Annotated in this window: 15 protein-coding genes; 14 read left to right on the top strand and 1 reads right to left on the bottom strand. The window is 53.1% G+C overall.

From position 1 onward, the window contains the following. Nucleotides 1-133 precede the first annotated feature (133 nt). The 7 genes from BN6471_RS13070 to tuf all read left to right on the top strand — a co-directional run bounded on the left by BN6471_RS13070 (nt 134) and on the right by tuf (nt 7,775). Complete coding sequence (locus BN6471_RS13070) at nt 134-796, top strand: DUF4190 domain-containing protein (RefSeq protein ID WP_066645805.1); 663 nt, start codon at nt 134-136, stop codon at nt 794-796. A 73-nt stretch (nt 797-869) separates the two neighbouring features. Then, the gene (locus BN6471_RS04115; RefSeq protein WP_066645806.1) at nt 870-1,409 is read left to right on the top strand and encodes a DUF4190 domain-containing protein; all 540 of its coding nucleotides are present in this window, start codon (nt 870-872) and stop codon (nt 1,407-1,409) included. Nucleotides 1,410-1,606: 197 nt separating this feature from the next. After that, on the top strand, nt 1,607-2,233 hold the full coding sequence (locus BN6471_RS04120; protein WP_066645807.1) for a redox-sensing transcriptional repressor Rex: 627 nt from the start codon (nt 1,607-1,609) through the stop codon (nt 2,231-2,233). Nucleotides 2,234-2,253: 20 nt separating this feature from the next. Next, nucleotides 2,254-2,646: a secondary thiamine-phosphate synthase enzyme YjbQ gene (locus BN6471_RS04125; protein WP_066645808.1), complete on the top strand. Its 393-nt coding sequence runs from the start codon at nt 2,254-2,256 to the stop codon at nt 2,644-2,646. Between the two features lie 119 nt (nt 2,647-2,765). Next, nucleotides 2,766-4,631: a VanW family protein gene (locus BN6471_RS04130; protein ID WP_066645810.1), complete on the top strand. Its 1,866-nt coding sequence runs from the start codon at nt 2,766-2,768 to the stop codon at nt 4,629-4,631. A 168-nt stretch (nt 4,632-4,799) separates the two neighbouring features. Next, the gene (locus BN6471_RS04135; protein ID WP_066645812.1) at nt 4,800-6,422 is read left to right on the top strand and encodes a VanW family protein; all 1,623 of its coding nucleotides are present in this window, start codon (nt 4,800-4,802) and stop codon (nt 6,420-6,422) included. Nucleotides 6,423-6,563: 141 nt separating this feature from the next. Next, a complete protein-coding gene (gene tuf / locus BN6471_RS04140) occupies nt 6,564-7,775 on the top strand; it encodes an elongation factor Tu (protein WP_066645813.1) in 1,212 nt (403 codons plus the stop codon). A gap of 77 nt (nt 7,776-7,852) precedes the next feature. On the opposite strand, the gene BN6471_RS04145 is transcribed toward tuf, so the two are convergent. Then, complete coding sequence (locus tag BN6471_RS04145; RefSeq protein WP_204213228.1) at nt 7,853-8,650, bottom strand: ZIP family metal transporter; 798 nt, start codon at nt 8,648-8,650, stop codon at nt 7,853-7,855. A gap of 449 nt (nt 8,651-9,099) precedes the next feature. Here BN6471_RS04145 and rpsJ point away from each other — a divergent pair, with 449 nt between their 5' ends. Genes rpsJ through rplV form a run of 7 tightly spaced genes read left to right on the top strand, consistent with a single transcriptional unit; the run spans nt 9,100 to nt 12,574 of the window. Next, the gene (rpsJ, locus tag BN6471_RS04150; protein WP_066522718.1) at nt 9,100-9,408 is read left to right on the top strand and encodes a 30S ribosomal protein S10; all 309 of its coding nucleotides are present in this window, start codon (nt 9,100-9,102) and stop codon (nt 9,406-9,408) included. Between the two features lie 27 nt (nt 9,409-9,435). Next, nucleotides 9,436-10,065 (top strand): 50S ribosomal protein L3, encoded by a 630-nt coding sequence (rplC, locus tag BN6471_RS04155; protein WP_066645817.1) that lies wholly within the window; start codon nt 9,436-9,438, stop codon nt 10,063-10,065. Nucleotides 10,066-10,096: 31 nt separating this feature from the next. After that, the gene (rplD, locus tag BN6471_RS04160; protein WP_066645819.1) at nt 10,097-10,717 is read left to right on the top strand and encodes a 50S ribosomal protein L4; all 621 of its coding nucleotides are present in this window, start codon (nt 10,097-10,099) and stop codon (nt 10,715-10,717) included. Further along, nucleotides 10,717-11,013, top strand: a complete 297-nt coding sequence (rplW, locus tag BN6471_RS04165) for a 50S ribosomal protein L23 (RefSeq protein WP_066645820.1) — start codon at nt 10,717-10,719, stop codon at nt 11,011-11,013. The genes rplD and rplW overlap by 1 nt, the downstream gene beginning before the upstream one ends. 23 nt (nt 11,014-11,036) lie before the next feature. Beyond that, nucleotides 11,037-11,870: a 50S ribosomal protein L2 gene (rplB, locus tag BN6471_RS04170; RefSeq protein WP_066645822.1), complete on the top strand. Its 834-nt coding sequence runs from the start codon at nt 11,037-11,039 to the stop codon at nt 11,868-11,870. A 22-nt stretch (nt 11,871-11,892) separates the two neighbouring features. Then, on the top strand, nt 11,893-12,165 hold the full coding sequence (gene rpsS / locus BN6471_RS04175; protein WP_066645824.1) for a 30S ribosomal protein S19: 273 nt from the start codon (nt 11,893-11,895) through the stop codon (nt 12,163-12,165). A 22-nt stretch (nt 12,166-12,187) separates the two neighbouring features. Then, nucleotides 12,188-12,574 (top strand): 50S ribosomal protein L22, encoded by a 387-nt coding sequence (rplV, locus tag BN6471_RS04180; protein ID WP_066645827.1) that lies wholly within the window; start codon nt 12,188-12,190, stop codon nt 12,572-12,574. Nucleotides 12,575-12,584: the final 10 nt, after the last annotated feature.

Raw genomic sequence — 12,584 nt, forward strand, 5'->3', positions numbered from 1 at the left:
ACGGTATATTTTGATTTTGTAACCAGTATAACATATTTCATCAGTTCGTAAGGAAATATTAAGAATAATCCTTTGATAAAGCGGAAAAAATATGGTATAAATAACATGTAGCAAGCGAAAGGAGCTTCGATTGATGAATTGTAAAAACTGTCATCAGGATTATGATGAAAATTTGAATGCATGTCCTTACTGCGGCGCACCAAAAGAGCAGCCGGCAGAAGGATATCAGCCGCCGGTGCAGCAGCAGAATGTACAGCAGCAACCCGTACAGCCCCAGCCGGCAGAACAGCCGCCGGTGCAGCAAGCGCAATACCAGCAGGTGCCGCAGCAGGGCCAGCCACAGCCGGGACCGGGCCCTCAACCTGGCCAGCAGCCGCCGGTACCTCCGCAGGGCCAGCCACAATATCAACAGGCGCCCCCACAGTACCAGGCGCCGGTGCCTCCGCAGGGCCAGCCGCAATACCAGCAGCAGCCGATGGGCCAACCGCAGACCGTTGAGATGCAGACAAAGGCGAAAAACATGGCGACCGCTTCCATGGTATGCGGTATCCTGGGCCTGATCCTTTGCTGGACGCCGTATGCAGGGTTGGTGCTCAACATTTTAGGCATCATCTTCTATACGCTGTATAAGAAAAACGAACCGGTTGGGCAGAACGGTATGGCAACGGCAGGGCTTGTGTGTAGCATCATCGGCCTTATTGTATCCATCATCTTCACGATCGTTTGGACGACGATGTTTGCGGCACTATCGTACTATGCGTACAGTCCGTGGATGTGGAACGATTTCTTGTATTGATACTCGTAGGAAAGACAGAATTACGCAGCTGCAGTGCAGCTGCGTAGTTTTTTGAGATGGAGAGGAAAAGAATATGATCTGCAAAAAATGCGAACAAAGCTACAGTGATGCGCTGGCGGCATGCCCCTATTGCGGTGCGCCCAAAGAGCCGGCAGAAGAACGGCAGGCGGCGCCTGAGGCGGGCCAGCCGATGCCGGGACAGCAGCCACAGCCGCAAAGCCAACCACAGTATCAGGCGCCTGCGCCGGTACAGCAACAGTATGGGCAGCAGCCCTATGGCGGCGGCCCGCAATATCAGCAGTACCAGCAGGCAGCCCCGCAATATGCGGGCGTGCCGCAGGAGAAAGGGAAAGGCACAGGATCTATGGTATGCGGCATCCTGGGACTGATTTTTTGCTGGATCCCGTTTGTGGGGCTGATCCTGACGATCGTTGCGGTAGCGCTGTATGCGTCCTCCCGGAAATACGGGCCAAGCGGTATGGCGACGGCAGGGCTTGTATGCGGGATCATCGGTATGATCGTAGCGATCATTGTCACCATCGTTTCAATCGTTGCCCTGGCGTTTGTCGGGGCAGTGGGCGCGACAGCGATGTCCGCACTGCCGTATTTGTAAAAAGGCAACGGGAATGTTCATGGAAAAAGGGACGGGAGGGGAACCTTTTCCGTCCTTTTTACGTCTTACGGTTGGAAGCGGGATGAAGGATGGATACCCTCGCGGTATTGTGAAAAAAATGTAAAATAATTTCACACAATGCCATGCAACTATAGTATAATAAAATATTATAGGAAAAAACATGGAGGGAACATGGCATGAGCGAAAAGATATCTCCCGCGGTCATCCGGAGGCTTCCGCGTTATTACAGGTATCTGGAAGAGCTGGAGGGCAAAGGGATCGACAAGATTTCTTCTTCCCAGATGAGCATAGAAATGAGCCTCAATGCGTCGCAGATCAGGCGCGACCTCAATTGCTTTGGCGGCTTTGGGCAGCAGGGTTATGGATATAGCGTGGGCAAGCTGAAAAAGGAGATCGCGCGTATCTTAGGGCTCGATAAGCGCTACAACGTGATCATCGTCGGCGCAGGGCGTATCGGGCAGGCGCTGCTCGGCTATAAAAACTTCATGCTGGAGGGCTTCAATATCGTTGATATTTTTGACAGCGATCCCTCGAAGGTCGGTGCGTTCATCGAAGGTCGGATCGTACAGAACGTGGCCAATATGGAAACGTACCTGAAGGACAAGACGATCGATATTGCGATTATTTGTACGCCCAAGGAATATGCGCAGCAATCCGCAGACCTGCTCGTGAGCTTCGGCATCAAGGCGATCTGGAATTTTGCGCCTACGGATGTGGCGGTCAGGAGGGGCGTGGCAGTGGAAAACGTGCATCTTTCCGACAGCCTGTATGTCCTTTCCTATAAATTGAAGGAAAGTATCTGAAATAAAAGGAAGTAAGGCATATGAAATCATATGAGCTGCAGACCTACCAAAAAGAAGTTTTCATCGATATCACGCGCAGCGTGCGTGAAGCGGTCGCGCGCAGCGGCGTGAACGAGGGCATCGCCGTGGTGCACTGCCCCCACACGACGGCAGGGATCCTGATCATGGAAAACTCCGACCCGACGGTGCGTGAGGATACGATCAAGGCATTTAACCAGATGATACCGGCAGAAGAGTTTAAGCACGACAACTTCATCGCGCATTTCAAAGCGGCGATGGCGGGAAACAGCGTGAGCCTGCCCGTTTTCAACGGGCAGTTGAAGCTGGGGACGTGGCAGGCCGTCTATTTTTGTGAATTTGACGGGCCGCGGCCGCGCAGGAATTATTATGTGACGATCGGGAAATGCGAATAATTTACAACTTGTTCGCTTTTTCGTGATATTTTAATATTTACATGGCTGGCAGGCATATATTATGATAGATGTAAAATGATCGATGAACAATGGAAAATAAATCGTAAAGAGGTAAAATAATGTCCGGATTTGAGAACGGTAAAAACGAAGAACGCAAGTTTGGCGAAACTGCGCGGAAAATAGGGGAGACGCCTACGGAAGGACAGCAGGATGCGCCGCCTGCCGAAGCGGAAAGCAGGCAAGATGCAGCGGCGGCAGGCCAGGCTCCGGTACAGCCGGAAATGAACGAAGACGAAACGACGGTATATGAACCGCTTAAAGATGCGCCGAAAGAAGCGGCGCAGGCAGAGGCTCCGGCCGCCGCTGCCGGGATCACGGCGGAAAAGGGTTCGGAATCGGGCGGCAGAAACAAACTGCACGGCGAAGCGCCCGGCAAGAAAAAATGGGGCGCGAAAAAAATCGTCGTGATAGCGGTGATCATCGTTGCGATCGTTGCGGTCGGCATTACAGGATATGCGATGCTGGGCAGCAATAAGGCGCTTACCGGTGAAAACCTGCAGCAGATCATCGACAACGGGACGTTTTACGACGGCGTGAGCATGGCGGGCGTCGATCTTTCCGGCAAGACGATAGACGAGGCGAAGCCTGAGGTACAGCAAAAAGAGGATGAATATTTAGCGGGGCTCGCTCTCGATTATTCCGTTGACGGCGATACTTATACGCTCAAAGGCGAGCAGTTGGGAGCGAGCGTAGATATCGACGCAGCGCTCAAGAAAGCGATGCTTTACGGCCGGGAGGGGACGTTTGCACAGCGCAATGCCGCGATCATGGAGGCCAAGGAAAAGGGTGTGGAGATCGAAATGCCTGTTGCATATGACAAGGCGACGATCCTGGCTTCCCTACAGGCCAACGACGAAAAAATCAACGTGCCCGCGCAGGATGCGACAGTCGAAGTGACGACGACGAGGGACGAGGATACCCTGATGACGGGTTCCACGATCACCTTAAAAGAGGAGGTCGTAGGAAAGGAAGTAGACGACAGCGCACTGGCGGAAACGATTTATGCGCAGCTGAGCCAGAACGACTTTACGCCTGTGGCGGCAGAGACCAAGGTCACGCAGCCTAAATTCACCAAGGCTGACCTTGAGGATCAATATGCGTTGCTGGGAACATACAGTACGGAATATGTGAAATCCGACTTCAACAGGCGGTATAATATCTGGAAGATGGCGGATGTGATCAATGGGGTCAAGATCGAGCCGGGCGAGACCTGGTCGATCAATGAAGAAGCCGGCCCGCGTTCGTACGATCGCGGATGGAAGGCCGCGCCGGGCATCGCGGACGGGAAATACCAGGATGAACCGGGCGGCGGTATCTGCCAGACATCCTCTACGCTGTACAACGCGGTATTGCGTGCAGAGGTGGAGATCGTGGACCGTTCGCACCATTCCTGGCCGCTTACTTATGTGCCGGGTGGGTTGGACGCGACGATCTCCACGGGTGCGCCGGATTTTAAAATCAAAAATAATTACGATATCCCGATTTACATCATCGCGAATTGCGACGGACAGAACAGGAACATCGAGATCTCGATCTACGGACCGAAGTTTGAAGACGGGCTGACGCGCGATTTTACGTCCAAGGAAGTCGGTTACAGCGATGCAGGGGAACAGATCATCCAGGATCCGACGCTTCCGGAAGGAACGCGCATTGTGGAACGCGGCTCTCATCCGCGCAGGGTTTTCGACGTGTACAAGCATTGGTATGATGAAAACGGCAAGGAAGTAAAGGTCGAGAAATATTCCACGGAAACGTACCAGGCGTTCAATTCCATCGTACGCGTGGGGACGGCGCCTGCATCAACGCCGGAGCCGGTTCCGGAGACAACGCCGACGCCGGAAACGACGCCGGCGCCAGCGCCGGAAACGACACCAACGCCGGAAACGACGCCGGCGCCGGGAACACCGGTCGAGCCTGCTGCCTAAGGCCAACAGGAAATCAAAGGGCTTGTTTTACAACAAGCCTTTTTTCTTTTCGCAGCCGATTTATGAAAATTTTCTGAATACCCGGAAGAATTGTTTACAACCCCGGGTGCATACGTTATATTTATAAGGTATACTTGAAATACTTAGCTTTTTTGGGAGAAAGACACTATGAAATATTACAGGCCCGTCAGGGGACATAGGGTAGTGAACAAGAAAAGGATTGCAATATTTGGGGTGGCGGTGGCTGTCGCGGTTGTTGCAATCATTTTTTGTGTGTACATGTTTTCAGAGGTCAAGCTGACGGACGAAAAAGAGCAGGAACTGTTTACGACAGGGACGTTTTTGGAAGGCGTTTCGGTCGACGGGATAGACCTGGGAGGCCTTACCTACGCGCAGGGCGAGGAGAAGGTCAAAGCATCGGTAGACAGTATGCTCAGTGATAATAAAATAGAGTACACCGTACAGGAAACCGCGTATTCCTACAGCCTGCCGGATGCGGGCTTGTCGGTGGATTATGAAACGCCCCTAAGGGAAGCCATGCTCTACGGCAGGGAAGGAACGCGCTGGGACTTGCAGTTCAAAAAAACGGAACCGAAGGACTGGCCGCTTGATTACGTGTTCGACGAAACGGCGCTCGATAGGCTCATCGATACCGACAGTGCAAATTGGGGTGAAGATGCGGTGGATGCATCTTATGCTGTAGACAAACAGAAAAATGAAGACGACCTGACGACTGGCGGGACGCTCGTCATGCAAGAGGCGAAGGACGGCTGGAAGGTCAATGTGGACGGCATCAAGGCCACGGCGAAAAACCAGATCGAGGCCAAGCTGTTCACGCCTTTCGCGGCAGAGATAGAAGTCGTAAAGGCAAAAGGGTCGGACAGCCCGAAGGAAATGATTAAGATGGGGAGCTATACGACCAATATCGGGTCTTCTTCCTCAAAGGGGAGGAAGTTCAACATTTGGATGATCAGCGATAAGCTGAACGGCGCTGTATTCAAACCGGGCGAAGTGTTCTCCGTCAACGATTACGTCGGTGACCGTACGGAGGAACTCGGCTGGGCGCTTGCGCCGGGGATCGAGAACGGTACCTATACGGATCAGGCGGGCGGCGGGATCTGCCAGGTTTCGTCTACCTTTTATAACGCTGCGCTGCGCGCGCAGATGGATATTGTAGCACGCCTGCCGCATACCATTATGGCGGGGTATGTCCCCCCGGGAATGGATGCGACGATTTCCACCGGCGGCCCCGATTTCAAGGTGAAAAACCCTTATGACGACGATATGGTCATGATCGTAACCTGCAATATCCCGGATATGAAGGTTACGGTGGATATCTACGGTACGGTCGAGCGGGATTATTACCTGAAGTTTGAAAGCGAACTGATCAACAAGCAGGACGCGCCTGCCGTAAAGTATAAGACGAACGACGCGCTGGGGAAATACGAAGTGAAGCGCACGAAGGTCGGACAGGGTGAGGAAAAATACCAAATATGGGGACAGAAATACGACAAAGACACGGATGAGAAGATCGGGGATAAATTCGAGGTGACGACATCGACATACCGCGGGATCGCGCCGGAGGTAGAATTGGGGAGCGGTATCCCGCTGCCTGCGGAAGGAACGTCCATCGAGGATGTGCAGGCACAGGCAAAGGAACTGGAGCGGAAAGAAGCGGAGGCCAACGCACCGCAGCCGGAGCCCTCGCCCTCTGCCGAGCCGACACCGTCCGTTGCACCCGAGCCCACTCCGCCAGTAACGCCGGAGCAGCCGGTGGAAGGCGCGGCATAAAGGCGGTATAGTGGGCCTGATACTTGACAAAAGCCTGCGGAAACCTTAAAATATTATACTATAGCGCATCAGGTAAACTGAAAAACAAATTTGGGGCAAAACCTCATTCAACAAAAAGATTCTTGGGAGGAAAGCAAAGCAATGGCAAAGGGTAAGTTTGAAAGAACAAAACCGCATGTAAACATCGGAACGATCGGTCACGTAGACCATGGGAAAACAACGCTGACGGCGGCGATCACGACAGTGCTGGCGAAGTCGGGGAAAGCGGAAGCAACAAAATATGACGAGATCGACAAAGCGCCGGAAGAAAAAGAGCGTGGGATCACGATCAACACATCGCACGTGGAGTACGAGACAGACACGCGGCACTATGCGCACGTGGACTGCCCGGGACACGCGGACTATGTGAAGAACATGATCACGGGAGCGGCGCAGATGGACGGGGCGATCCTGGTGGTATCGGCTGCAGACGGCCCGATGCCGCAGACGAGGGAGCATATCCTTCTTGCGAGGCAGGTAGGGGTACCGTACATCATCGTATACATGAATAAGACAGACCAGGTAGACGACCCGGAGCTTTTGGAGCTGGTGGAAATGGAAATCAGGGAGCTGCTTACGGAGTACGACTTCCCGGGGGACGACACGCCGATCATCAAGGGAAGCGCTCTTAAGGCGCTGGAAGCGGCGCAGGCGAGCGACGACATCGCAAACGACCCGAACTGCCAGAGCATCTTCGAGCTGATGGAAGCGGTAGACAGTTACATTCCGGAGCCGGAGCGCGACGTAGACAAGCCGTTCCTGATGCCTGTAGAGGACGTATTCTCGATCACAGGACGCGGCACGGTAGCGACGGGCAGGGTCGAGCGAGGCAAGATCAAGGTACAGGATACGGTAGAGATCGTAGGTTTGACGGACGAGAAGAGAAGCGTAGTCGTAACGGGAGTGGAGATGTTCCGCAAGCTTTTGGATGAAGCGATCACGGGGGACAACATCGGGGTACTGCTGCGCGGGGTACAGAGGAACGAGATCGAGCGCGGGCAGGTACTGAGCGCGCCGGGATCGATCCATCCGCACAAGCACTTCAACAGCAGCGTATACGTACTGAAGAAGGAAGAAGGAGGGCGGCACACGCCGTTCTTCAACGGATACCGCCCGCAGTTTTATTTCAGGACGACGGACGTAACGGGGATCATCGAGCTGCCGAGCGGGACGGAGATGGTAATGCCCGGGGACAACATCGAGATGGAGATCAAGCTGATCACGCCGATCGCGATCGAGGAAGGACTGCGCTTTGCAATCCGCGAGGGCGGACGCACGGTAGGGTCCGGAGTGGTATCGGGCGTTATCGACTAAGATTCGGCAGACAAAAGACAAGCAAAAGGGCAGGCCGCACGGCCTGCTCTTTTTTGTATCGGTATAGAAGGGAAATATCAGCCAAGCGCTACATCAAGTATCATCATAATAATGAAGCCGACCATTACGCCCGCCGTACCCGAATGGGAATGTTCGCCGAGGTGCGCCTCGGGGATCAGTTCCTCCACGACGACGTAGATCATGGCGCCGGCTGCAAACGCGAGCAGCCAGGGCATGACGCCTGTGATGGAGCCGATCAAAAGTACGCCGATGACTGCGGCGATCGGTTCGACCGCGCCCGAAAGGGTACCCCATAAAAAGGCTTTGCCGCGCGTCAGGCCTTCTTGGCGCAGGGGCAGGGAAATCGCGGCTCCTTCCGGAATGTTTTGCAGGGCGATCCCGATTGCAAGGGCAATGGCGGATGCCAGCGTGACCGCATTGCCACCGGAACCTGCAGCGATCGCAAAAGCGAGCCCTACGGCCAGTCCCTCCGGGATGTTGTGCAGCGTCACTGCGAGGAACAACATGGAACGCTTGCCTAAATGGGCATGGAGCCCTTCGGGTTTATCGCTGCCCGGATGCTGGTGCGGGATCAGGTGATCGAGCGCAAACAGGAACAGTCCCCCGATCGCGAAGCCGCCCGCCGCAGGGATCCAGCCTGCGACGCCTTGTTCTTCCGCCATATCAATGGCCGGGATCAGGAGCGACCAGACAGAGGCGGCGATCATGACGCCTGCCGCAAAACCCAAAAAGACGCGCTGCATCTTTTGGTTGATCTCCCCACGGAAAAAGAATACGAACGACGAACCGAGCGTGGTCGCCGCGAAAGTGACCAGAGTACCCGCAAGAGCGAGCAATACAGGACTGGTTTCCATCCACATAATAAGTTCCCCCTGTTCATAAAACTCCCTTCATAAATAAGCAAAAATTTCCGGGGCGAAACAATTTTCATTAAAATTTGCAGGATTGTACTGCAGATAAAAAGCCGGCTGGGCAACTATATCTTGTGCTGCTTTTTTGTGAAAAACACTATTTTGCATTTTTTGGAAAAAAGGCGGAAAAAGTTCAAAAAAATGCTTGAAATCAAGGTTTTTATGTTGTATAATCTAGTACGTTGCGCTATGTGCGTACATTTTGGGTTGAGGCGAGAGGTTACCGAACAGCCATCGGATAGTTCCCGCTGACAAACGTCCGGACGTGATCCGGGCGACTCCAAACAAGGGCAGAAACAAGGGTTCCTGCCTAAAAAAAGCAATGTGATACACACGGCTATGTGTATCGGCGAAGACGGCTTTGTGCCGCGGAACAGAAGGAGGATAAACAAATGGCAAGCCAGAGAATCAGAATCAAACTGAAAGCTTATGACCACAACCTGATCGACCAGAGCGCTCAGAGAATTGTGGACACGGCAAAACGTACGGGCGCTAAGATTTCAGGCCCTGTACCGCTCCCGACGAGCAAGGAGATCATCACCATCCTGCGTGCGACGCACAAATACAAGGATTCCAGGGAACAATTTGAAATCAAAACACACAAACGCTTGATAGATATACTCGAAGCGAACGCTAAGACAACGGACGCGCTCATGCGCCTTGACCTGCCTGCAGGCGTAGACATCGAAATCAAACTGTAAAACAAGCGATAAGACGGAGGAGAAAACATGAAAGCTATACTGGGTGAAAAAATCGGTATGACTCAAATCTTCACGGAAGATGGCAGAGTCGTTCCCGTGACAGTAGTGAAAGCAGGGCCTTGCGTTATCGTTCAGAAGAAAACGGTAGAATCAGACGGTTACAACGCACTGCAGATCGGTTTTGGGGACATCAAGGAAAAGAATGTGAACAAGCCTAAGAAAGGCCATTTCAGCAAGGTAAAAGCGGCGCCTACGCGTTACCTGCGCGAATTCCGCTGTGAAGACGCATCCGAGCTGGAAGTAGGCAGCGAAATCAAGGCGGACGCTTTTGAAACGGGCGAGAAGATCGACGTTTCGGGCATTTCCAAGGGAAAAGGTTTCCTCGGCGTTATCGCACGCTGGGGCCAGCACAGAGGGCCTATGAGCCACGGCAGCCGTTACCACAGGCGCCCCGGTTCCATGGGTGCGTGCGCATCCCCTGCGAAAGTCATGAAGGGCAAGCGTCTTCCGGGCCGCGGCGGTTTTGACAAAGTGACGATCCAGAACTTAGAAGTCGTCAAAGTGGACGCGGACAAAAACCTGATCTTAATCAAGGGCGCGATCCCCGGATCGAAGGGCGGCCTTGTAACAATCAAAAAAAGCGTGAAATCACGCTAAGACCGCTTGATGAAGAAGGAGGAAAGCAATTATGCCAAACGTATCAGTTTATAAGACCGACGGCAAAGAAGCTGGCAAGATCCAGCTTAGTGATAAAGTCTTCGGCGCAGAAATAAATAAAGCAGTCATGCACGACGCTATCGTTGCGCACCTGGCAAACAAAAGGCAGGGCACACAGTCTGCGCTTACGCGCAGCGAAGTGCGCGGCGGCGGCATCAAGCCTTTCAGGCAGAAAGGTACAGGCAGGGCCCGCCAGGGCACGATCCGTGCGCCTCAAATGACGCACGGCGGCGTGGTGTTCGCGCCTAAGCCGAGGAGCTATTCGCAGAAGCTCAACAAAAAGGTACGCGCGAAAGCGCTGTGCTCCGCGCTTTCGATGAAGGTGACGGACAAAGACATGATCGTGATGGAAGACCTCAAGATGAGCTCTCCCAAAACGAAGGAGATGGCGGCGATTTTAAAGAACCTGAAGGCGGAAAAAGCGCTCATCGTCACCAACGGCAAGGACGAGGACGTTGTACGCGCGGCGGCGAACCTACAGGGCGTAAAAACGACAATGGCAGATACATTGAGCGTTTACGACATCTTGAAATATGACAAGTTCATCATCACCAAAGATGCGGTGAAAGCGATCGAGGAGGTGTACGCGTAATGAAAGATATGCATGATATTATCATTAAGCCCATCCTTTCAGAAAAAAGCTACGACCTGATCCCCAAGAAAACATACACATTTTTGGTGGACAAGGGAGCCAATAAAACGCAGATCAAAGCTGCGGTCGAAGAGATCTTTGAGGTGAAAGTGAAATCCATCACGACTTCCCGCAAAGAAGGCAAGCTGAAAAGACAGGGACGCACGGAGGGCAGAAGGCCCGAAACGAAAAAAGCTTATGTGACGCTCAAGGAAGATTCCAAGCCAATCGAATTCTTCGAGAGCATGGCACAGTAAGCGGTTAGGGAGGTTACTTATTTATGGCTATTAAGAAATACAACCCGACTTCTCCGGGCAGAAGGTTCATGTCGGTTTCGGCTTTTGAAGAAATCACGGCGACGACCCCTGAAAAATCGCTGCTCGTTTCCTTAAAGAAATCGGGCGGCAGGAACGTACACGGTAAGATTACAGTCCGCCACGTTGGCGGCGGTGCGAAGCGGAAATACAGGATCATCGATTTCAAGCGCAACAAGGACGGCATCCCGGCTAAGGTAGCGACCATCGAATATGATCCGAACAGAAGCGCCAACATTGCGCTGCTCCATTACGCGGACGGCGAAAAGAGATACATCATTGCTCCCGTTGGCCTTAAGGTAGGCGATAAAGTCGTTTCCGGCGCGGAAGCTGACATCAAGCCCGGCAATGCATTGCCGCTTGCGTCTATTCCGGTCGGTACAATGATCCACAATGTGGAAATGAAGCCCGGCAAGGGCGCGCAGCTCGTACGGAGCGCGGGCAACGCAGCACAGCTGATGGCGAAAGAAGGCGCGTATGCGCAGGTAAGGCTTCCCTCCGGTGAAGTCAGGATGATCCCGGTTTTGGCGAAAGCGACGATCGGCCAGGTCGGCAATGTTGACCAGGAAAACATCAACATCGGTAAGGCGGGAAGAAAACGTCATATGGGTGTCCGCCCGACAGTACGCGGCAGCGTGATGAACCCGAACGACCATCCGCACGGTGGCGGCGAAGGCAAGTCGCCTGTCGGACGTCCCGGCCCTGTAACGCCGTGGGGCAAACCTGCCCTTGGTTACAAGACGCGTAAGAAGAAGAACCCGACGAGCCAATTTATCGTAAAACGCAGAAACGCTAAATAATTGAAGGAGTGAATTTGCAGATATGAGTAGGTCAGTAAAAAAAGGACCATTTATAAATGAAAAGCTTCTGGCACGGATCGTAGAGATGAACGAGAAAAACGAGAAGAAAGTGCTGAAGACATGGTCGCGTCCGTCGACGATCTTCCCGGACATGGTGGGACACACGATCGGCGTACATGACGGCAGAAAATTTGTTCCCGTCTATGTGACGGAGGACATGGTTGGTCACAAATTAGGTGAATTTGCCCCGACAAGGACTTACAGGGGTCACGCAGGCGAGAAATCGTCCAAATAACCGAGGAGGAGGTTAAAGCTTTATGGCTACAAGACAAAGAGAAAAGGCCGCAAAACGGCAAGAAGAAAAAGATAGAAGACCAAAGGCCATCGCAAAATACGTTCGCATTTCCTCCCGCAAGGTTAAGGCTGTGATCGACCTCATCAGAGGGCTTTCTGTGGCGGAGGCAAAGGCAGTTTTGATGAATACGCCCAACGGTGCTACAGAACCCGTCGGAAAGCTTCTGGATTCTGCAATTGCCAATGCGGAAAACAACATGAATATTTCGGCAGATACGCTGTATGTTGCAGAAGTCTTTGCTGATCAGGGCCCGACGCTCAAGCGGTTCCGTCCGCGTGCGCAGGGCAGGGCGACTCGGATTCGCAAGAGAACGAGTCACATCACAATTATCTTGGATCAGGTCAAATAAGGAGGTACAC

It is taken from the genome of Christensenella timonensis (assembly GCF_900087015.1).
Lineage (GTDB): Bacteria > Bacillota > Clostridia > Christensenellales > Christensenellaceae > Christensenella > Christensenella timonensis.

Excerpts from the sequence above, each read along its gene's own strand:
- BN6471_RS13070 (WP_066645805.1), top strand. The coding sequence starts at position 134 with ATGAATTGTAAAAACTGTCATCAGGATTATGATGAAAATTTGAATGCA.
- BN6471_RS04115 (WP_066645806.1), top strand. The coding sequence starts at position 870 with ATGATCTGCAAAAAATGCGAACAAAGCTACAGTGATGCGCTGGCGGCA.
- BN6471_RS04120 (WP_066645807.1), top strand. The coding sequence starts at position 1,607 with ATGAGCGAAAAGATATCTCCCGCGGTCATCCGGAGGCTTCCGCGTTAT.
- BN6471_RS04125 (WP_066645808.1), top strand. The coding sequence starts at position 2,254 with ATGAAATCATATGAGCTGCAGACCTACCAAAAAGAAGTTTTCATCGAT.
- BN6471_RS04130 (WP_066645810.1), top strand. The coding sequence starts at position 2,766 with ATGTCCGGATTTGAGAACGGTAAAAACGAAGAACGCAAGTTTGGCGAA.
- BN6471_RS04135 (WP_066645812.1), top strand. The coding sequence starts at position 4,800 with ATGAAATATTACAGGCCCGTCAGGGGACATAGGGTAGTGAACAAGAAA.
- tuf (WP_066645813.1), top strand. The coding sequence starts at position 6,564 with ATGGCAAAGGGTAAGTTTGAAAGAACAAAACCGCATGTAAACATCGGA.
- BN6471_RS04145 (WP_204213228.1), bottom strand. The coding sequence starts at position 8,650 with ATGGAAACCAGTCCTGTATTGCTCGCTCTTGCGGGTACTCTGGTCACT.
- rpsJ (WP_066522718.1), top strand. The coding sequence starts at position 9,100 with ATGGCAAGCCAGAGAATCAGAATCAAACTGAAAGCTTATGACCACAAC.
- rplC (WP_066645817.1), top strand. The coding sequence starts at position 9,436 with ATGAAAGCTATACTGGGTGAAAAAATCGGTATGACTCAAATCTTCACG.
- rplD (WP_066645819.1), top strand. The coding sequence starts at position 10,097 with ATGCCAAACGTATCAGTTTATAAGACCGACGGCAAAGAAGCTGGCAAG.
- rplW (WP_066645820.1), top strand. The coding sequence starts at position 10,717 with ATGAAAGATATGCATGATATTATCATTAAGCCCATCCTTTCAGAAAAA.
- rplB (WP_066645822.1), top strand. The coding sequence starts at position 11,037 with ATGGCTATTAAGAAATACAACCCGACTTCTCCGGGCAGAAGGTTCATG.
- rpsS (WP_066645824.1), top strand. The coding sequence starts at position 11,893 with ATGAGTAGGTCAGTAAAAAAAGGACCATTTATAAATGAAAAGCTTCTG.
- rplV (WP_066645827.1), top strand. The coding sequence starts at position 12,188 with ATGGCTACAAGACAAAGAGAAAAGGCCGCAAAACGGCAAGAAGAAAAA.